Origin of the sequence: Thermoactinomyces sp. CICC 23799, from assembly GCF_016055145.1 — a bacterium.
In the GTDB taxonomy this organism is placed as follows: Bacteria; Bacillota; Bacilli; order Thermoactinomycetales; family Thermoactinomycetaceae; genus Thermoactinomyces; species Thermoactinomyces intermedius.
The window spans coordinates 108,063-127,839 of record NZ_JAECVV010000001.1 but is presented as its reverse complement, the minus strand read 5'-3'; the positions used below and the strand labels follow the sequence as shown (position 1 = coordinate 127,839).

The 19,777-nt window shown below is 49.8% G+C and carries 25 protein-coding genes; 4 read left to right on the top strand and 21 right to left on the bottom strand.

All coding sequences use genetic code 11. From position 1 onward, the window contains the following. Positions 1-156 precede the first annotated feature (156 nt). A complete protein-coding gene (locus tag I8U21_RS00725) occupies positions 157-990 on the top strand; it encodes a hypothetical protein (protein WP_181731084.1) in 834 nt (277 codons plus the stop codon). 39 nt (positions 991-1,029) lie between these two features. Here I8U21_RS00725 and I8U21_RS00720 read toward each other — a convergent pair whose 3' ends face one another. The 9 genes from I8U21_RS00720 to I8U21_RS00680 form a co-directional block, all read right to left on the bottom strand. After that, positions 1,030-1,275, bottom strand: coding sequence for a hypothetical protein (locus I8U21_RS00720; RefSeq protein ID WP_181731085.1), 246 nt, complete (start codon positions 1,273-1,275; stop codon positions 1,030-1,032). 35 nt (positions 1,276-1,310) lie between these two features. Further along, positions 1,311-2,111 carry a septum site-determining protein MinD gene (gene minD, locus I8U21_RS00715; protein ID WP_181731086.1) on the bottom strand — a complete coding sequence of 267 codons (801 nt, stop codon included), beginning with the start codon at positions 2,109-2,111 and terminating at the stop codon, positions 1,311-1,313. A 244-nt stretch (positions 2,112-2,355) separates the two neighbouring features. Continuing rightward, positions 2,356-2,715 (bottom strand): YkvA family protein, encoded by a 360-nt coding sequence (locus I8U21_RS00710; protein WP_181731087.1) that lies wholly within the window; start codon positions 2,713-2,715, stop codon positions 2,356-2,358. Between the two features lie 14 nt (positions 2,716-2,729). Continuing rightward, complete coding sequence (locus I8U21_RS00705) at positions 2,730-3,194, bottom strand: zinc ribbon domain-containing protein (protein WP_198053039.1); 465 nt, start codon at positions 3,192-3,194, stop codon at positions 2,730-2,732. Between the two features lie 96 nt (positions 3,195-3,290). After that, positions 3,291-4,511 carry an MFS transporter gene (locus I8U21_RS00700; RefSeq protein ID WP_181731089.1) on the bottom strand — a complete coding sequence of 407 codons (1,221 nt, stop codon included), beginning with the start codon at positions 4,509-4,511 and terminating at the stop codon, positions 3,291-3,293. A 97-nt stretch (positions 4,512-4,608) separates the two neighbouring features. Further along, positions 4,609-4,845, bottom strand: a complete 237-nt coding sequence (locus I8U21_RS00695; protein ID WP_037995578.1) for a YlbG family protein — start codon at positions 4,843-4,845, stop codon at positions 4,609-4,611. A 190-nt stretch (positions 4,846-5,035) separates the two neighbouring features. Beyond that, on the bottom strand, positions 5,036-5,467 hold the full coding sequence (locus I8U21_RS00690) for a YlbF/YmcA family competence regulator (protein ID WP_181731090.1): 432 nt from the start codon (positions 5,465-5,467) through the stop codon (positions 5,036-5,038). Positions 5,468-5,485: 18 nt separating this feature from the next. Beyond that, complete coding sequence (locus tag I8U21_RS00685; RefSeq protein WP_198053038.1) at positions 5,486-7,324, bottom strand: helicase-associated domain-containing protein; 1,839 nt, start codon at positions 7,322-7,324, stop codon at positions 5,486-5,488. A gap of 2 nt (positions 7,325-7,326) precedes the next feature. Further along, on the bottom strand, positions 7,327-8,970 hold the full coding sequence (locus I8U21_RS00680; RefSeq protein ID WP_198053037.1) for a DNA repair helicase XPB: 1,644 nt from the start codon (positions 8,968-8,970) through the stop codon (positions 7,327-7,329). Positions 8,971-9,078: 108 nt separating this feature from the next. Between I8U21_RS00680 and I8U21_RS00675 the strand changes: the two genes are divergently transcribed. After that, entirely contained in the window at positions 9,079-9,513 is a 435-nt protein-coding gene (locus tag I8U21_RS00675) for a protease complex subunit PrcB family protein (protein ID WP_181731093.1), read from the top strand. Positions 9,514-9,559: 46 nt separating this feature from the next. On the opposite strand, the gene I8U21_RS00670 is transcribed toward I8U21_RS00675, so the two are convergent. After that, complete coding sequence (locus I8U21_RS00670) at positions 9,560-9,709, bottom strand: hypothetical protein (protein WP_181731094.1); 150 nt, start codon at positions 9,707-9,709, stop codon at positions 9,560-9,562. Between the two features lie 114 nt (positions 9,710-9,823). Further along, positions 9,824-9,973 carry a hypothetical protein gene (locus tag I8U21_RS00665; protein WP_156473329.1) on the bottom strand — a complete coding sequence of 50 codons (150 nt, stop codon included), beginning with the start codon at positions 9,971-9,973 and terminating at the stop codon, positions 9,824-9,826. A 278-nt stretch (positions 9,974-10,251) separates the two neighbouring features. On the opposite strand from I8U21_RS00665, the gene mgtE reads away from it, so the two are divergent. Then, complete coding sequence (gene mgtE / locus I8U21_RS00660) at positions 10,252-11,601, top strand: magnesium transporter (RefSeq protein WP_198053036.1); 1,350 nt, start codon at positions 10,252-10,254, stop codon at positions 11,599-11,601. A gap of 2 nt (positions 11,602-11,603) precedes the next feature. Here mgtE and I8U21_RS00655 read toward each other — a convergent pair whose 3' ends face one another. The 8 genes from I8U21_RS00655 to I8U21_RS00620 all read right to left on the bottom strand — a co-directional run bounded on the left by I8U21_RS00655 (position 11,604) and on the right by I8U21_RS00620 (position 17,889). Further along, on the bottom strand, positions 11,604-12,689 hold the full coding sequence (locus I8U21_RS00655) for a S8 family peptidase (RefSeq protein ID WP_181731096.1): 1,086 nt from the start codon (positions 12,687-12,689) through the stop codon (positions 11,604-11,606). A 75-nt stretch (positions 12,690-12,764) separates the two neighbouring features. Then, positions 12,765-12,947, bottom strand: coding sequence for a type II toxin-antitoxin system antitoxin (locus I8U21_RS00650; RefSeq protein ID WP_181731097.1), 183 nt, complete (start codon positions 12,945-12,947; stop codon positions 12,765-12,767). Beyond that, the gene (locus I8U21_RS00645; protein ID WP_181731098.1) at positions 12,944-13,795 is read right to left on the bottom strand and encodes an SPFH domain-containing protein; all 852 of its coding nucleotides are present in this window, start codon (positions 13,793-13,795) and stop codon (positions 12,944-12,946) included. Before I8U21_RS00645 ends, I8U21_RS00650 begins: the two co-directional genes overlap by 4 nt. Positions 13,796-13,863: 68 nt before the next feature. Next, positions 13,864-14,532 (bottom strand): SGNH/GDSL hydrolase family protein, encoded by a 669-nt coding sequence (locus tag I8U21_RS00640; protein ID WP_181731099.1) that lies wholly within the window; start codon positions 14,530-14,532, stop codon positions 13,864-13,866. Further along, positions 14,532-15,569 carry a stage V sporulation protein AD gene (spoVAD, locus tag I8U21_RS00635; protein ID WP_181731100.1) on the bottom strand — a complete coding sequence of 346 codons (1,038 nt, stop codon included), beginning with the start codon at positions 15,567-15,569 and terminating at the stop codon, positions 14,532-14,534. The genes I8U21_RS00640 and spoVAD overlap by 1 nt, the downstream gene beginning before the upstream one ends. Before the next feature lie 9 nt (positions 15,570-15,578). Beyond that, the gene (spoVAC, locus tag I8U21_RS00630) at positions 15,579-16,061 is read right to left on the bottom strand and encodes a stage V sporulation protein AC (RefSeq protein WP_309544792.1); all 483 of its coding nucleotides are present in this window, start codon (positions 16,059-16,061) and stop codon (positions 15,579-15,581) included. Between the two features lie 137 nt (positions 16,062-16,198). Continuing rightward, the gene (locus I8U21_RS00625) at positions 16,199-16,642 is read right to left on the bottom strand and encodes a CBS domain-containing protein (RefSeq protein ID WP_181731101.1); all 444 of its coding nucleotides are present in this window, start codon (positions 16,640-16,642) and stop codon (positions 16,199-16,201) included. Between the two features lie 44 nt (positions 16,643-16,686). Beyond that, positions 16,687-17,889 carry a M20 metallopeptidase family protein gene (locus I8U21_RS00620; RefSeq protein WP_181731102.1) on the bottom strand — a complete coding sequence of 401 codons (1,203 nt, stop codon included), beginning with the start codon at positions 17,887-17,889 and terminating at the stop codon, positions 16,687-16,689. A 131-nt stretch (positions 17,890-18,020) separates the two neighbouring features. Here I8U21_RS00620 and I8U21_RS00615 point away from each other — a divergent pair, with 131 nt between their 5' ends. Beyond that, positions 18,021-18,374: a YugN family protein gene (locus I8U21_RS00615; RefSeq protein ID WP_181731103.1), complete on the top strand. Its 354-nt coding sequence runs from the start codon at positions 18,021-18,023 to the stop codon at positions 18,372-18,374. A 45-nt stretch (positions 18,375-18,419) separates the two neighbouring features. Here I8U21_RS00615 and I8U21_RS00610 read toward each other — a convergent pair whose 3' ends face one another. Together I8U21_RS00610 and I8U21_RS00605 are read right to left on the bottom strand one after the other, a co-directional pair. Further along, positions 18,420-18,800 carry an Asp23/Gls24 family envelope stress response protein gene (locus I8U21_RS00610; RefSeq protein WP_181731104.1) on the bottom strand — a complete coding sequence of 127 codons (381 nt, stop codon included), beginning with the start codon at positions 18,798-18,800 and terminating at the stop codon, positions 18,420-18,422. 70 nt (positions 18,801-18,870) lie between these two features. Beyond that, a complete protein-coding gene (locus I8U21_RS00605) occupies positions 18,871-19,689 on the bottom strand; it encodes an NYN domain-containing protein (RefSeq protein ID WP_049720451.1) in 819 nt (272 codons plus the stop codon). Positions 19,690-19,777: the final 88 nt, after the last annotated feature.

Below are 19,777 nucleotides of genomic sequence, written 5' to 3'. Positions count from 1 at the left end.
TCTGATCTGTGAACGAGAAAACAAGCCCGGTTCCTTGTTAAATATTAATAATTAACCTTGCTTGTAAAATGGGCAGTGGAAAAGATTACGGCTTTTCTGTTATATTTATAAGTAAAGATTTTAAGGAAAATTATCTTCGGAAGGAGTTTGCACCGAATGTTTTTTGAAACAAAAAAAGGGAAATATACCGAAGAAGAAAACGAATTGATTATAAAAACAATGAATGAAGGTTTAAAAGAAGGTAAAAAAGAACGGGAAATTCTAAAAGAACTGTCTGAACAATTAAAACGCGGATATTCCGGAGTGATGTCCCACGTCAGGAAGCTGAGGTCGGAATATCCAGATCGTTTCCACTCTTTAGAAAATTCTCCGGACGGCGGGAACCGCTTGAACAGCTGGGAAAAAGAAGAGGAAGAATTGGTCATTGACACCGTCAATCAATATTTGGAAGAAGGAAAGTCCCTCTCTGCCGCAATCAGCGAACTGGAAAAAAAACTTTCCCGCACCCAGGGAGCCATCTACCAACGGATTTATACCTTGAGACGAAAACATCCCGAAAAATTCAAACACCTTCCCGTGCAACGACCCCGGCGCCGCCGGCAATTGCATGATTGGCCGTTTCATCCGTCACTACAACAGGTGAACCAGTCCTTTCCCGTCCCATCCAAGGATCTTTCCGGAACCAATCGACAATTGACAACCGCGTTTCATCAAATGCATACATATCAACAATCTTTACTCACTCCTTCCGATGACAGGACGGATCATGCATCATCCATGACACCAGAAGAAGAGTTGGTTTTAAAAGCTTTTGAGAAAAAATACGGGCGCCCCAACAATGAAGCGAAATCCAAATTGCTTTCCCTCATGCGTACATACGGGACCACCCGGGTTTCGGTGGCCATGTTCACCTTGACGGAAGACAAGGCTTTTCCCAGCCATATTATCGAGTTTTTGGAAAAACACCTGATCAATCACAAGTTCTTGTAAACAGAAAAAGCACGAACCCGCACCGGTCCGTGCTTTTACTTATACCTGGCCTTTCAATTTCACCGGAATGCTTGCGTTGATGATGGTTGTGCGTTCTTTGGATTGTGGAACCACCACCACTTGCCCGACCACATCGTAACCAAAATCATCGCATAACTCGATCAGCCGTGCGCGAAATTCTTTGAGCTTTTGTTCGTTGATGTCCGATCGTTGATAGCTGAGCACCAATGACAACCTGTCATCTGCCGTCATGGCCGTTGGTTCATCCTTATCCCGATTAAACATGTTCAAAAAAGCCATCCTTGTCACCTCAAATTTCATTAAGCGATATGGAACAACCTCTTGATCCTGGTGATAATCGTGGAAGACTCCAATTCCAAAAACGGCACTTCTTCTCCGATCAACCGGCGGGCAATGTTGGCAAACGCTTTCCCGGCCAACGATTTGTGGTCCAAAATGACCGGTTCTCCGGTGTTGGAAGAACGGATGATGCGTTTGTCCTCCGGAACAATGCCCAAAAGATTGATGGCGAGATGGCTTTGTACCCGTTCCACGCTCAACATGTCCCCGTCTCTGACCATTCCGGGTTGCACCCGGTTCACGATCAAGTCGATTTGCCGGATGTTTGCCGACTCCAACAAACCGATGACCCGGTCCGAATCCCTGACGGACGGAATTTCCGGATTGACAACAAGAATGGCCCGGTCCGCGGATGCGATCGCGTTGCGGAATCCTCCTTCAATCCCTGCCGGCGAGTCGATCAAAATATAGTCAAATTCGTTCCGCAGCTCATCCACAATCGCTTGGACCTGTTCAGGTGAAACTTCTTCCTTGTACCTGGTTTGCGCCGCGGGCAAAAGTGCGAGCTGATTGTACTCTTTATGGCGAACCAGGGACTGGCGCAATTTGCTTACCCCTTCAATCACATCGACCAGATCATAGACGATCCGGTTTTCCAAACCCAGCATCAAGTCCAGCTTGCGCAATCCGATATCGGTATCCACCAGGCAAACTTTATAACCCAACTGAGCCAAACCCAACCCCAGTGAAGCAACGGTCGTCGACTTGCCGACGCCTCCTTTGCCGCTTGTCACTGTAATCGCCACAGACCTGTGGTTCATCATTGATTCCCCTTTCTCGCCCTCATATGTACTCCGCTTCAACTTTTCTCTCCACTTATCCTTTTTATCCATCAAAATTATCGAACCGATTCGATCCTTTTTTTGTCGAAGAAAGTCTGTCAATGCCACCGGATCTACAATATTCTCCATTTATTGTAGCAAAAGTGCAAGAATAAAAAAAGTAAGAAATCAGCTTATTGCCAAAAAATGTCTCCGCTGATTTCCTACTTTTGGAACCAGTTGGCTACTTCAGCTCTTTTCCCCGTTCAAACCGTTCGAGCTCCTTTGATAAAAACCGCCAAACAAACAAGACGGCCGCCATGTCATCCATATAACCCACCACCGGCAACCAGTCAAAAATCACATCTGTCGGCAGGATGAAATAAAGAAGGGCCGCTCCCACCAACCCTTTTTTCTTTATGCTGACGCCGGGATCACGAAAATAGTGGTACATGACCTTCAATTTGTGAATCAATGCCTGGATTCCGCCGACGCTTTCCACCTTGCGGTTGAACTGGTCGATGATTTTTTTTTCTCCCTCTTTGGTCAGTGCTTCTTTTTTTAACACCTGAAGCATGGCGATGATTTTATTTTTTTGCTTCATGGACGCTCCTCTCCTCAATTGAAGCGTTTTTGGCAATGGGGACAGCGTGAATCATCGGGGGCAATTTGACGGGCACAATAAGGGCAGATGTAAATCACGGAAGACACCAAAGCTTCCCGCGTCCCCCCCTCTGACTCGTCCGATGCCAAATCCAAAGGAACCCGTTCGGCTTCCTTGCGGGAAACAATCTCCTTGTTCTTTAACTCTTCCAGCTCTTTGGTCAACGCTTCAAGCCGTTTTTGCTGATCCCGGATCGATTCCAAAGAAAGGACAATGCTGTCCGACAATTCGAGATTCCCGTTTTCCTCCCAGTGGCGGTAAACTTGCCACCCCAGTTTGCTGACCTCGTTTTCGATATCTTCTTTTTTCCCTTTTATCCGAAGTGTTAAGCGACTCATCTCCAACATTTTCTGAGATTTTTGGCCGGCCGTCTCCACACTTTTCTCCAGTTTTTCCTTCAAATCCTGAAAAAAGTTCAACAGAATCTCTCCTCACCAATAATCATCATTGCTTTATCTATTGTATGGAAGAGAGGCGGAAAGAAACAAGCCAAAACCTCCAAATTCGTTTTTTTGTCAGGCCGATTTGGCCGCCTTGCGGGAATGGGGATCCCGGAATTTCTTGCGCATCACCGCATGGAACCAAAAAGCATTCAGGATCAAAATGAGTCCGGTCACCGGAAAAACGCCACGGATGCCAAACCATCCCGACATGGCGCCGTAGCAGATGGGACCGAGCAGATTGCCGATGCTATTGGCACTGGTGTAAAACCCGTATGCGGTGCTTTCTTTTCCCGGGGGCGAAAAACGGCGGATCAATGTGTTCAACGAAGGCAACAATCCTCCGACGCAAAGCCCCAATAAGAAACGGAGAATCAACAGCTGCCAAATGTTGGTGACCGCCATATGCGGGATAAAGAGCAGTCCGGAAGCGATCAAAGCCATAAAAAGAACCCGGTCCGATCCGTAACGGTCGGCGGTTCTACCCAATACCGGGGAAGACAGCATGTTGGATATGCCTGTCATCGCCGTCACCAGTCCGGCAAAAAAAGCGACGTGCCCGTGCGCTCCCAATTCATCCACAAACAAAGACATCAGCGGTGTCGGGCCGACATTGGCAAATTGCAACAACAAGCCGACTCCGAAAAGAAGCAGCAACGTGCGCTGATTCAGCACAAAAAGACCGTCCTTCAAAACCGATTGTTTCGGCTGGACGGAGGGGTCCGGTTTTTTCTCTTCCTTGACCGCAAACAACACTACCAACGACGCGGTCAGCAACATGGCGGATGTGATAATGAAGTTATTCCGGTATCCAACCAATTCGGCCAAAACCCCGCCCATAAAGGGTCCGATGATGGATCCGGCGGTGGCCCCGGCCTGCAACATCCCCAACACATAACCGCTTTTTTCTTTCGGGGAGTTGGTCGCCATCAATGAAATCGAAGCCGGAATAAACCCGGAAACCACCCCGTTTAAAAGGCGCAGGAAAAACAGCTGCCAATGGGATGTGGCCAGACTCATGAGAAAAATGGACACCGACATGCCAAACCCGGAACGCAAGATCATCATTTTTCTGCCGTACCGGTCGGCCAGATTCCCCCAGATCGGCTGGACAATGATCTGGGACAAAAAGTTGATCCCAAAAATCAAGCCGGCCCATAATTGGACTTGCTTGGGATCCGTCATGCCCAGTTCTTTCAAATAAAGCGGAAGAAACGGCATGATCATGGTCATCGATCCTAAAACCAAAAACTGCGACACCATCAAAATATACATGTTTCGCTTCCAGACCGGCATCTTTTCTTACTCCTTCCGACATGGTAAATTTCGATATGCGAAATAACAGACAACAAAAAAACTGTCACTGGATGTGACAGAAATGAAAGTATGGACATCATGATTTATGAAAGTCAAGGCAAATGTTCCTTCTTTGCGACCTTTCAACGCGTTTTACAAACGGTAATTGCTCAATGCGGTGGATGACCTGATCCGCAGATTTTTCATCAATGTAAAGGTAAACGTACTTTAATCGTTTGGAAATGTAATGTATGTTTCCCATGCGACCCAACGAACGGGCTGACTTCAGATCATTGACCCAAACAGCCAAACCTAATCTTTCCGCAATATTCATGCTTGGTAACTCCTTTTCTTCGGAACGTGTCCGGAGGGCGCCAATGTTTGGATAAAAAAACAGCCTAATATCATGTTAACACTCTGTTAACAATTATTCAATGCGGGAAATGTACCAAATATAAACAAGGCAGAGAAAAGCCCCGAGGCACTTTCCCTGCCGGCTCGATCTATTTCAACAAGGGATAAAATCAAGAGGAAGAGTGACTTGCGCATCCGCCGCAACCTTTGGCCCCGATCGGGAAAACCGGATCATTGCCCGGCACCTTCACGGATTCGGACACGGCATGGGCGATGGTCCGGGAGACTTCATGCAACAGCCGGTCCAGCTGTTCCTCAGCCACCAAATAAGAATGGATGGTCGGGTGTTTCCGTAATTTCTCCTGCCACTGCACCGCCTTTTCCTTGGCCTCGTGATAATTGGGATGGAAAATGCCAAACCGCTGGGCTTCTTCAAACTGATCCTTCACCTTGTGGAATTCCCGGATCATTTTTTGCGCTTCCTGATCTTCACTCAGCTGCTGTTTGGTCCGCAGGTACTCTTCAACTTCCGGCGATTCGTTGATTTTATCCGCCAATTGATACGCTTCAAGCAGTATGGTCGCCATGTCCAGTGTTTCCATGAACACCCCTCCTCCTTTTTATTGTAATGGATTTTCCACCAATACAGAAGGAGTGGGCAACAACTGGAAAGCCTTCACTTCCCCCAAATGAATGTTTTTGCGCTCGGTTCCGACCAGTGCCTCCATCATCCATTTGCCGTTTTCATAACGCAAATGTTCCGGATACACTTCCATTTTTCGTCCCTGATACTCCATGAAAATCGGCAATCCGTGAGAAATGCTTTGCCGGACCATTTCCCTGGCCATGTTGATTCCATAGGGTCTGAGCCCGGAAAACCAGGCCTTGGGCAAAGGAACGGTCTCCGGTTCCGGAAATTCAACCCGGCAATCCCGGATGCCCTCAAAGTCGGATTCCAGGTTCCCGGCTTGACCCGTCCATTCTTTTTTTTCCATGATGACTTCCCGGTTCTGCCGTTTCAGCCAGGCCCCGACTCTTCCCGGCATTTCTTTGATAAAATACTCGGACTCGTTCAGTTTCCTGACTTCCCAGCCAGCCTCTTCCAAGCGTGCCGGCCACTCATTGGTCCCGTCATCGCTTTCAATTTTCAGGCACGTCCATGTTGACAGTGTGACGGCACCGGTTCTTTTTTTGAGATCCAGCAACCTTTCCTTTACGGGAGACGGAACTTCCCCCGCCCATGCTTCCAGTGTTTGCAGGATCTTGTCCACCGTCCGTCCGTATCGGAGCCCCCGGGCCAATGACCTTTCGTTGATTTCGTAAACAAGCATGTGATCCCCGCCCATAAAATCCGCCCACAGGGAAAGTTCATGCCGCTTTTCCCACGAAAAATGAAACGGAACATAAATTTCCGGTGCGGGATCGACATAGACCGGTATTTCGCCCGGATCCACCCATTCCCTGGGGGGATAAGGCATCCACCGGAAACAAGTTTCTCCTTTTTCCGTCCTGCCCGACTCCAACCAGCCCATGCACGCCATCGGAGTGATAAACCCCTCTTCCACCCGTTTGATGAGATGATACGGCAATTTCAGCGGCACCTCCGTTTGCAGACGGACCCAGACTTCTTCCAATCCCCACCACATTCCGGCCGGCAATTGTTCCAAAATCAAGCAGAGTCCGTCCAACTCCGGGTAGTCTTTCAACAGGACATGGCGAACGGCTTCATACAATTGGGCGACGCTTTTCGGCCAAGGGGTGGAAAGCCAGCTTTTCCACCTTTTTTGATGGACGGCAACATATTTGTTGGTCTCCGTGACCAACCCGAGCAAACGGGCGGTTTCCAGCAGAAAAACGGCCCAGCCGGGCCAAGATCCATGAACGTCCTCCAAATCCAACTCGACATCCATTTTTTTCAGGTCTTTTTGGGAGAGATGGCCGGTCCGGTTCAACAGCCACGGCTCATGGCTTAAAGATGACAAAAAGTGAAAAAAAGCCTGGCTTGCTTTCAATGGATGGGATTGGGCGGGATCGACGCGGTCTTCATCCAACGGGCGAAGGGACTGTGCGACGGGAATGGACCGGGCCCAGGCCACCCGGATCTCCCAAGGCACGTAATACATCCGCTCCATATGCCGGTTCCGCAGGCAGTAAACCCACCCCCGCCCGCAAGCCGCATCCAGCAGACGCTGATATTCCACTTTGGAAAGCGGAAGTTTTTTCTCCTGATGCAGGGCTTGTTTCTTTATTTTTCCTCCCTTTAAAAAGACCGACCAAAACCACCGCTGCACCTTTCGGTCCATCTTTTCAAGGCAATCCTGATAATAAGCGGGATCGGTCAGTTTCCGCTCCATCGTTTCCATTGACGCCTTTTCGTTCAGAGCCAAGGCGTCTGCAATCTGTTTTCGTTTTTCGCCGGGTAATGAAGTCAAACAATACCGGAGCTCTTTCACCCGCATCGTTACGTTCCTCCCCACTTCACGACGAAATATTGATACCCTTTTTCCCGCAAAAAAGTTTGGCGTCGCCATGCATATTCCTGGTCCACGGTGTCTTGGGTGACCAGCTGATAAAAATAAGCTTTTTGGCCGTTTGCTTTCGGCCGCAAAATCCGCCCCAAACGTTGGACCTCTTCCTGACGGGAACCAAACGTTCCGGACACTTGAACGGCCACTTTCGCATCCGGCAGGTCGATCGCCATATTCGCCACCTTGGAAACAAATAATACAGAGACTTCCTTTTCCCGAAACTTCCTGTACCATTCTTCCCGTTCCGGTTGCGGGGTGAAACCGGTGATGAGCGGGGCGTCAAAACGCTCTGCCAAAGCTTTCAGCTGATCCACATACTGGCCGATCACCAAAATTTGCTCGCCCCGATGCTTTTTTAAGATCTCTTGCAAGGCCTCCTGCTTCAGCGGATTTTCCGCGGCCAGCCGGTACCGGTGGCGCTTTTCGGCGGCTTGGTAAACCTCTTTCAGGGAATCGGAAAGCGGAACCCGCACTTCATGGCAAACCGCTTCCGAGATCCATCCCCCTTTCTCCATCTCTTTCCACCGGGTGGCATAAATCACCGGCCCGATGAGCGAAAACACATCCTTTTCGCGACCGTCTTCCCGGATCAATGCCGCTGTCAACCCGAGCCTCCTTTTGGCTTGCAAGTCGGCGGTGACCCGGAAAACCGGCGCCGGCAACAAATGCACTTCATCATAAATGATCAGTCCCCAATCTCTTTTCGAAAAAAGGTTCATGTGCAGAAACGCCCCCGTTTTCCCGTCCTTTTTGGTCAGCATTTGGTACGTGGTGACCGTGACCGGGGCAATGTTTTTCTCCAAAGATGTATACTCTCCAATCCATTCTTCCGGCAAGTCGGTTTTCGCTTTCAATTCGCGGATCCATTGCCGGCAGGAGGTGACATTCGGGGTCAGAATCAACGTCTCTTTTTGAACCTTTTCCATAATGCCAAGGGCCGTCACGGTTTTTCCCGAGCCGCACGGCAACAGGATCACACCGCTGGTCCGCCAGCTTTGCTCCGGATGGCAAAAAGCCTCCACCGCTTGTTGCTGGTATTGACGCAGTCCGGTTTTCAAGCGCAGGGAAAGCGGCGCCCCTTCGGAAGGGCCGATGCCATCCAAAGGCGGATAGCCCCAATCGACACATTTCTTTTTCAACCATCCCCGATATTCCATCGGAATCACAAGGGTATTTTTGCCCTTTTGAAGAATACATTTCATAATCTCCGGCAACCGTTTGATGCGTCGGATGATCTCTTCTTCCGGGCACACCAAAAGAAACGTCCCGTCGCTATCTTTCTCAAACCGGATCAAACCGAAACGTTTCATTTCCGTTTTTATTTTTTTCACCAGTCCGGAAGAAAGAGGAAATTTGGCATGTTGCCGAATCCACGTCACGAGGCGGTCCGGGTCGGAGCCGTCGGCGGCGGCTTGCCACAGGGAGCATTCATCCCACCGGTAGGTGTACAAATCATCCGTTTCTTTGACACACCGGGCAAACCGGTCCAGTGTTTGAATCACATCCTGAATCCCCGGAGCCCGTTTTTCTGCGAGAATGATCCCATTGTCCCTGACAATCAGTGGTTTGAAAGCCAACCCTTTTCACCTCCTGTCCCCCAATCGGTGACCGGGAAAGAGAATGTTGAAACTCCCGGTCATAAAAAAACGTCTATCCCATAAAAACAATTGTGGGGTGAAAAACCATTGCGCACTTTCCAAGCCATTGTCTCCATTTTCATTGTTTGTTTGTTGGCCGGCTGCTCAACCTTCGGTCAAGAATCTGACACGGGAGGAACGGTCATGGAAGAACTTCCTTTTCAAGTCGTCTCTTTGGAACAGGTGCCGTCACAACTTCAAAACCAAGCTCAAGAATCGTTGCAATCCCCCGGGGAATCCATCCGGCTGCTTTCAGCCGACTCCAAAAAATATGTCATTTTAAGTTTGGGAGAAAAGCCGACCGCAGGCTATAAAATTGACGTGAAAAAAGTGGAGCAAAAGGGAAACAAACTGGTGGTTCATGCGCAAAAACACGAACCGTCCAAAGATTCTTTCCAAGCACAGGTCATCACTTATCCTGCCATTATTATTGTCACAGAACCCAAAAATCATGTGGAAAACGCCGAGGTTCATTGGCTTTAAACCAAAACGGAGCCTGTCAAATCATTTTGACAAGCTCCGTTTTTTCTTAGTGTTTCGGCTCTATGACCCGTTCCGGACTCCGGTCTGGAGCGTGCGGTTCTTCTCTCCTTTCGGGTTCCGGATCCCGGGGCGTCATGATTTCCGGTTGACGGGGTTGAGCAATTTCCGGTTCGCGAATCACATCCGGTATTCTCATGATTTCCATTCCCTCCTTCTGTCCGTAGTGTGTCCGTCCCGGTTTGTTTTCAATGATCTTGTTTTTTCCAAAAAAAATTCCCTTTGCATGAAACAAAGGGAAAACCCGGGCGGGTCACTTTTCTTCTTTCTCGTTTTTTTCCTGATTCTGATAAGCGCGGAACCAAGGGGATTCCGGAGATTCGGGCGATTCCCAGGCCCGGGGGTTGTTCCGGCGCGGCCTTTGCCACTGCCACTGATATCCTTGGTCATCTGGTGGAAACATAGGATATGACATCCCGGATTGAGGAGGCGGACCATAAGCTCCCCCATACGGAGGGTTGGAAGGGTATGAGTAACCCGGCATGTATCCGCCGTAACGGCCTCCTCCGCATCCGCAACCGGTGCCCGGAGGATAACCCGGGAACGGGTAATACGGACTGCCATAACCATGTCTGAACGGGGGGTAAAACATTGGGTACATATTGAACTTCCTCCTTTTTGGTCACGTCAGTTTCAATTTATGTAAATCCAAGCTTGGCTTATGACAAGGGGAAATCCATCATGGATCATCAACCAATCGGACAAAAAGATTTCAAGCAGCTGTTGACTTATTTGCAAAACATGGATCAACCGGGTTTTCGGGCCCTGATCCAAAAATTGCATTCGTATGACCTGGCCCGCCTGTTTTTCCAATTGAGCAATATTTACCGGAGGCGCCTGCTCACCCTGCTCCGGCCGGAAGAAATCGCTCTTCTCATGGAAGAACTGGATCTTCAGGAACAAAAGGAAGTCCTTGCCGCATTGGGACAAAAAAAAGCCGCGCAAGTGCTCGACCACATGCCCAACGACGATGTCGCCGATCTGCTCGGCGAACTGGAATGGTCCCAATCCACTTTGCTTTTAAAAGAGATGAAAACAGTGGAAGCCGATCAGGTTCGGGCATTGCTCCATTATCCGGAAGACACGGCCGGGGGATTGATGACCAATGCCTACGTCCAAATCTCCTCCCACTATACGGTGGAAAAAACGTTGCAGTATTTGCGGGAAATCGCCCCTGCTGCCGAAACGATTTATTATTTGTATGTGACCGATGTCCGGCACCGGTTGATCGGCGTTCTTTCCTTGCGGGACCTTTTGATCCGCGAACCGCATGAAAAAATCGGCCGGATCATGAATGAACGGGTCATTTCGGTTCCGGTTGACATGGATCAGGAAGAAGTGGCGCGGATCCTGAGCCGCTACGATTTTCTTGCCCTGCCCGTGGTCGATCATAACAAAAAGCTGGTGGGCATTGTCACCGTGGATGATATCATCGATGTCCTGATCGAAGAAGCCCAGGAAGATTTGGAACAACTGTCGGCCGTCCAACCGACGGACTTGGTGGATCCCTTTGATTCCGCCCGCAAACGGATTCCCTGGCTCATCATCTTACTCGGCATCGGCATCTTCACCGCCAATCTTATCGGCTTGTTTGAAAGCACCATTGAAGTCCTTCCCGTTTTGACGCTCTTTATGCCGATGGTCGCCGGGATGACCGGAAATGCAGCGACGCAATCGCTGGCTTTGACCATCCGGGCCCTGTCCAAGGACCAACCCGCCCCGGATCACTTCCGAAAATTCATCAGGCAGGAAGGGATTGCCGGAGTGCTCATCGGCTTGGTATGCAGCGTTTTCATCATCCTGGCAATCGGCATTTGGAAAAGCTTTCAGCTCGGATTGGTCGTCGGGCTGTCCCTTTTCTTCACCCTGATCCTGGGAACCATGGTCGGCACCTTCGTCCCCCTGATTTTGGAGAAATTCGGCATAGACCCGACAACCGCTTCCGGCCCTTTGATCACCACCTTAAACGATGTTTTTTCCCTGATGATTTATTTCGGGTTTGCCACCCTTTTTCTGCAATACCTCATGTGAGCTCACAACGCCCGGACCAAACCCCTTCCGGTCCAAGGATCCGGACCTGCCGGCGGCAAATCAATGGCCCGTTGGAAAACCATTTTTTTTAGCTCATTGGCATCCATCCGCGGATAAGCCGCCCGGTAAATGGCCAAAACCCCGCTGACATGGGCGGCGGCCATGGATGTGCCGCTTAAGATTGCAAACCGTCGGAACGAGTAGGTGCTCAGAATTTGGGAACCCGGTGCGGCCAAATCGACCTTTCCCGTCGCGGAGTAAGGCTCGCGCCCGTTATTCCGGTTCAATGCCGCCACCGAAATCACGGGGTCCAACCGCGCCGGGACCGAAACAGTGTCTCCCGTCCCCGCCGGCGTTCCGGTGTTACCGGCTGCAGCCACCACCAGAATCCCGCGTTTGACCGCCGCCTGAAGAACATAATCCAACAGAGGCGTGGTCAGTTTTCCCCCACTGATACTGATGTTTAAAATATGCATCCGGTTGGCAATCGCCCATTCCACACCGCGAATCAAATTGGAAATTGTCCCTTTGCCGGATGCATTGAGCACTTTGATGGCATAAAGCGAAACCTTCGGAGCCACTCCCACCACACCGTAGTGATTGTTCAACGCACCGATGATGCCGGCAATGTGTGTCCCGTGACCGTTTTCATCCATCGGCGGGAGTGAAGGAGACAAAATGTTGACGCCCCCTTTCACATTGGAAGCCAGATCGGGATGATGAAAATCAATCCCCGTGTCAATGACACCGACCCGGACGCCCGCTCCGCTGTTCAGACGGCGTTTTCCGATCACGCGGGCGATATTCCATGTCAATACCTGATGATTCATCAACTTGTGCTCGGGATAAGGCACGGCCGATGCCTTGATCACTTTGTTGACTTTATAATACGGGAGGGTTAATAACTGGTCTTTGGCAATGCTGATCAATTCCGGACTATTGGCAATTTTTCGCACCTGGTCGGGATGTTTGAAAGATACAATCACTGCCGGCGTGTATTTTCCAACGAACCGGATGTTTCCTCCCGCGGCTTTGATTTTTTTCAGATGGGCGGGGGAGCGGAGCAACAAATGATAGTTGGCACTCATAAAAAAATCACCCCTTTGATTCTAGTTATGAATCGGGGGGTGATTTGGTATAGACGGGATGCATAGCGTTATAGTTTATTTTCCTTCTTCCCGGTCTTTGGTTCCGGGAGGAAACCGGCCTGCTTTTTTCGCTGCTTGTTTTAAGATAAACTCGATCTGTGCATTCACACTGCGAAACTCATCCGCTGCCCATTTTTCCAAAGCCGAATAAAGTGCCTGGTCGATCCGGAGAAGGAAACGTTTTTTTTCTTTGCTCATGAGTACAGGGTGCCTGTATTGATCACAGGCTGGGATTCACTCTCCGAAACCAGCGCCACCATCAGATTATTGGCCATTGCCGCTTTTCTTTCTTCATCCAATTGAACCACACCCTGTTTTTCCAAATGGGACAGCGTCATTTCCACCATACTCATGGCCCCTTCAACAATTTGCTTGCGTGCGGCAATGACTGCCTGCGCTTGCTGACGGCGCAACATGGACTGGGCAATTTCCGGGGCATATGCCAAATGGCTGATCCGTGCTTCCAATACTTCCACCCCGGCAATCGCCAAACGTTTCCCCAATTCCTCACGCAAATTCTCCGTCACATCGTCGGTGGCCGTACGCAAAGAGATTTCTGCATCGTCTTGACGGTCATACGGATAACGGCTGGCTATGGCCCGGATGGCCGTTTCACTTTGCACCGCAACAAATGAATCGAAATCTTCCACGTCCAACAATGCTTTGGCTGAATCGACGACCCGCCAGACAATCACCGCTCCGATCAGAATCGGATTGCCGTCGGCATCATTTACTTTTAACTTATCGCTTTGAAAATTCCGGACGCGCAAAGAGATCTTTTTCTTGGCAGCAAACGGATTGAGCCAGAAAAACCCATCTTCCCGGACACTGCCGACATATTTCCCAAAAAACAGCAAAACGCGTGCTTCGTTCGGCTGAATAAGGGTGTACCCCGGCAAAGTGACGAAAAACAAGATCAACAAAACAATGCCAATCAAATGACCTGCCAAAACCAATCCTGCTCCGGCAACCAGCAAAATCAAGTGAACCAAAAGCATCAAAAAGCCATTCACTTTCCAAGTCAGAACTTCCCGTGATTGATTCATACCTTCACCTCGAAATCGATTTGTTATCTATATGATATCATTATGATAATAGAAAAACCACCCCTTTTTTAAGAGATGGTTTTGCTCATTTCCCCCGGATTCTGAAGGGAATCTTGCTTGGCCGACTGGATGAACAACCGGGCCAATTCATCATAACCCATTTGGTTGGGATGCACTTCATCGGCAAAATACTCTTTGCGGTTTAAAAACGACGGATACGGATCCACCATATTCACCCGGAACCGCTTGCACAAACCCGAATACGCCCGGTTCAACATCTGGACAAAGATCTTCGCCTGTTCGATCCCCAGCTCATATGCCGGCAACGGAATGTAAAATCCCAGCAGATAAACGGTCAGGCGGGGATTTTGCCGTCGGATCACCGAAAGGATTTGCCGGACATTGCTTTGTACCATGCGGGAAGATTTCAGGATTTCCCCGACGGTCAGCTTTCCTTTTTCAAACAGCTCGATGAAATCGCATCCGCCCGTGGTCACGGTCAAGTGGGTCAAGCGCGGGAGGAGCCGTTGGAAAGCCGAATGTTGCACCAGCTGCAACAACTCGGTGGAAGTCATTCCCGAAATCCCCCAATTCCGGAAGTGACAGTGATCGGAATGCCTTAAATAACGGAACAGCTGGACCACGAAATGTTGTTGGGGACTGTTTGCCCCGATTCCTTCCGTCAATGAATCCCCGATGGCCAAATAAGAAACCGCGGCTGGTGGCTCATTATGCATCAAGACCCTCCCTTCTCATTTCGCCTTTCAAATGAAACGGCATGGGCAATGCAAGGAATCGCTTCGCCCTGCTGATAAGAAACCGGACTGAGCAAGGCACCGGTTGCCACCACCAGGATCCGGTCATACTCTCCTTCTTCCATCGCTTTCAATAAATGACCGTAGGTCACCACTGCACTGCTGGCACACCCGCTGCCCCCGGCGAAGGTTTGTTGATCCTGGGTGTAGATCATCAAACCGCAGTCTTTGAATTTGGATCCCATGTTGTAACCTTCATTTTCCAACAGCTCCCTGGCAATGGGCAATCCCACGCTGGCCAAGTCCCCGGTGACGATCAAATCATAATCATCTGCTGTCCGGCCTGTATCCTGAAAATGGGTTTGAATCGTTTTGGCCGCGGCGGGTGCCATGGCTGATCCCATGTCAAACGGATTTTTCACCCCCAAATCCGTCACCTTGCCAATGGTCGCATAGCGAATTCCGATGGTTCCCGTCCCTTTTCCGACAACACAAGCTCCGGCGCCGGTGACCGTCCATTGAGCCGTATCCGGTTTTTGCCCTCCGTATTCCGTCGGATAACGGTATTGCCTTTCGGCCGTGCAGTTATGGCTGCTGACACCGGCCACGGCATAATCGGCATATCCCCCGTCCACCAAAGCAGCGGCCAATGACAACGAAAGCATGGAAGTGGAACAGGCGCCGTATACGCCCAGCAGGGGAATTTGGTTTGTTTTGGCGGAAAAGGAAGCAGAAATGTTTTGGTTTAATAAATCGCCTGCCACATAGAAATTGATTTGCCCGGGGGTCAGGTTGGCTTTTTCAATGGCGATTTGCACCGCATCTTCCAACATTTTGCGCTCGGCTTTTTCCCATGTATTTTCGCCCATGTATAAATCGGAATACACTTTGTCATAACGATCCTTCAACAGCCCTTCGCCTTCCATGGGGCCTGCCGTGGCCGCACTGGAAAGCACACACAGGTCTTCAGAAAAACTCCATGTACTCGTCCCGATTAATTTACTTTGATTCAATTCCATCTCCCCCGATCATTTGATCCAATGAAAGAAAAAGTAGTGAATGATGCCGATGAAAAACGCCGCAACGGTTCCAAAGACAATCACCGAACCGGCCAGTTTGAACATGTTTCCACCGACACCCAGCACAAACCCTTCGGAACGGTGTTCCAAGGCGGCAGAAGCAATGGAATTGGCAAAGCCGGTCACCGGTACGGCCGTTCCCGCTCCTGCCCATTGACCGATCCGGTCATACACTCCCAACCCCGTCAACAAACAGGAGAGAAAAATCAATGTGGCCACTGTCGGATTTCCGGCTTTCTCCGGCGGAAACCCGAACCACTTGACGTACATTTGCGACAACCCTTGTCCCAGCATGCAAATGGCTCCGCCGACCACAAATGCTTTCACACAGTTTTTCAGCACATTGGGCCGCGGTTGATGTTTTTTTGCCAGTTTTTGATACGCTTCTTGGGGTTTTTTATCCACATTGGCTGACGAGATCTTATCGCTCACGTTTTCTTCGCTCCTTTTCAACCAGTATCTTCTTTTAGATTGCGGCCTTTTCGCCCACTTTATGCACCCGGATTTTTATGTGAAAAGCATGCAAAAAAACCATGCCGCCGGCGTTTCACCGGCAACATGGCACAAACTCACTGGAGGTCATTGGATGCATTCGGATTGTGCGTTTCGGAGATTTCGTTCAAAGCCTGGCTGGCCTCATCCTGGAACTGCGGCTGAACCGCCAGATCTCCGATCGAAACAACTCCGACCACGCGGTTGTTTTCCACCACGGGTAAACGTCTCACTTGCGCTCTTGCCATCAATTCAGCGGCTTCATCCACCGTCATGTCCGGTGTCCCGTAAACAAGATTGGTGGACATAATGTCACTGACAGAACTGGAATTCGGCTTCTTGCCTGCAATTCCCCGTGTTACAAGGTCCCGGTCTGTAATCACGCCCTTTAACTCGCCGTTTTCCACAACCGGTATCATCCCGACATTGGAACTGCGCATTTTGTTTGCCACTTCATACACATTGTCCTGCGGCGACACGGCTTCCACATTGGTCGACATGACTTCGCGTAAAGTATGCATCAGAATCCCCCCTTGGGTTATATCCTTTGCCAGGGAGGGACAACTCATTCCTGACACTGCCCGGGAATTTTCCCTATTTCCTCCAATTCCAATCCCATTTCCCTCAAGGCCATCCGGATCAATAATCCGGCTCCGATTTTCATGGCCCTTTCATCAAAATCAAACATCGGATGATGGTGCGGATACCGGAAATCCCGATCATTTCCCGCCCCGATAAAGCAAAAGGCGCCAGGACGTTCCTTCAGGTAATAACTGAAATCTTCACCGGCCATTAAAGGCTCCATTTCCTTCACACAGGAAACTCCGTCAACCTTTCGCGCTTCATCCATTAACCGCCGGGCGGACCGGGGTTCGTTGGAAACGGCGGGATATCCCCACTCATAGTAAAACTCGCAATCCGCCCCGTACATGCGGCAAGTGGTCTCGGTGACTTCTTTCATCCGGCGGACAATCAACCGGCGGACTTCTTCGTTGAAGGTGCGCACGGTTCCCTCCAGCCGGCAATGTTCCGCAATCACATTGAAAGTTTGCCCCGCCTGGATCGTTCCCACTGAAATCACTGCCGGTTCCAAGGGGTTGACTTGCCTGCTGATGATGGATTGCAAATGAACCACCAAATGGGCGGCAATTTGCACCGCATCGACAGCTTCATGCGGCAATCCGGCATGGCCGCCCCGCCCTTTGATCTCGATCCGGAACGCATCCGCCGCCGCCATCAACACCCCCGGACGGGACCCGACCGTGCCGAGGGGAAGAGGCGTCCACAAATGGGCCCCGTAAATCACATCCACCCCTTCCAATGCGCCGTCTTCAATCATGGCTTTGGCTCCTCCGGGAACCAACTCTTCAGCCGGCTGAAAAAGAAACAAAACATTCCCGCGCAACTCTTCACGCAACTCTGACAACAAAGTGGCGGCTCCCATCAGCATGGCCATGTGTCCGTCATGCCCGCAAGCGTGCATCACACCCGGAACAGTCGAACGGTATTCGCACGTTTTCTCATCCTGAATCGGCAAGGCATCCATATCCGCGCGCAACGCGACCGTGGGCCCGTCGCCTTTTCCTTTGAGCAAACCGGTCACGCCGTACCCGCCGACTTCCGTTTTGACATCCAGATTTAAACTTTTCAGATAGCCGGCTACCTTTTCGGACGTATTCCGCTCCTGAAAAGAAGGTTCAGGATATTGATGAAAATGGCGGCGCCACTTTTGCATGAGGGGAAAAAGACGATCCAGTCGTTCTTTCATCTGTTCCGGCACTCCTCTCTTCTCTTTTTCGCTCTGCCTCCATACCCCTTTGTCCGGTTGCTTTGTCAAAGCGTTCGTACTATGATAAAAAAGGATTGAATACGGTGCCAATACAAAGGAGGCGCACAGGAATGATTTTTTATGACAGTAAAACCAAAGGGATCAAAAAAGAATTCGGCGAAATGGAAAAATTAATGAAAAAATTGGGATTCGTCCGCTGGTCCTGGGATTATGAACGGGTCACATACGATTACAAACTGTCGGCCAATGGCGTGAATTATTACCTGCGTCTGAGCGGCGATGTGGTGAACGATAAACGGTTGGAACACCCGAAAGCATTGCTGGAGTTGGGCACTCCCGTGTTTTCCCGTCACTTCTTCCCGCACGGCCTGGATGACACAGCCGAAGTCCCGGAAGAATTGAAAGAAAAAGTCCAACAACTGCTGAATGATTTGGAAAAAGCTTTGCTCGAAGAGAAAAAATAAAAATTTGGGACAAAAGAAGAGGGTGTTTTGGCTTCACCCTCTTTTTCAACGCAACTCCCCGTTACCGGCTTGGACGGCCGTTTCCTTAACATGGACGCCGTCCACTTTGACATTGACTTCCACCACATGTAACCCCGTCATCGTTTCCACGGCTTCTTTCACGTTTTGTTGGAGTTCCCGGCATACTTTGTGAATGGGTTGGCCATAGTCCACGATGACTCTTAAATCGATGGCCGCTTCCAAATTGCCCACTTCGACTTGCACGCCTTTGGTGATGTTCTTCCCGCTCACCCGTTTGGCGATCCCTTCAGCCATCCCGCCTGACATGCTGGCGATTCCATGGGTTTTCCCAGCCGCCAGCCCGGCAATCACGGCAACCACGTCGTCGGCAATCCGGATCGTCCCTTGATTGCTTTCTTCAGCCACGCATCATCCCCCCTTGTCGTCAGAATGGCCCCCGGTTATAGTTTAGCACAACCATCCCGCGGAAATCCGGTCAACTTACCTTATACCCGGCAATTTTCACCATGGTTTGCACCTGAGAATGGTTGAGATTCACCTTATAACCATAATATGTTTTATCTTCCATCTCAATTTCTACAGGAACAATAAATTTTCCTTTCAAAAGCTTCGTAAACAATTGGTTTGCTTCCATTTCATCCAGGTGAAATTTTCGCATAAAATCATTTTTGATCCACGTGCTTCCATAACTTTTTCCGATATTGTTGGGGTCATGATACCATTCATAAATCTGCACCACCGCATTATGAATCAAGCGATCCAGCCGCGTCAGATTCTGAAATTCATTAATATTCAAAAATTCGAAGAGATTGTGGGTTTGGTCACAAAACTCATGCAACTGAGCGGTTCGGGATAAACTTTCATCACAAAGGCAAAAAAGTTCAACCTGCTTTCCTCTTGACCACAGGCGGTCCAAAAGCGGGATCATGTCCTGATCCGCACTGACGATCACGAACGTGTTGATTTCGGGAATTTCATATAACACTTCCATGGCATCCAAACACAACTGAATGTCCGCCGCATTTTTCCGTTCCCGGCCGTTTCGCCCGTTCCCGTACACCTGGTGGATGTGAACCCGTTTCTTTTGCAGGCTCATCATGGACAAATCCAATTGCTCAAAATCCGCATATGCTTCCATGAGGCGGATGGCATCCCGTCCGTAATGTTCTTGCAGGCGCAAAAATAAATTATGGGTCTCATCCGGGTGATCCGGGTCCATATGATACTTTTTGAGTCCGTAATACACATTTTCCAGATCAATAAATATCGCTATGTCCTTGGACACGGGAGTCATTGAACGTCCCTCCCTTCATAAAATGGAGTATGTTCAATTATTTCGATTTTTTACAGAGATTTCCTGCCGTAAACTTTCGAAATCGTCT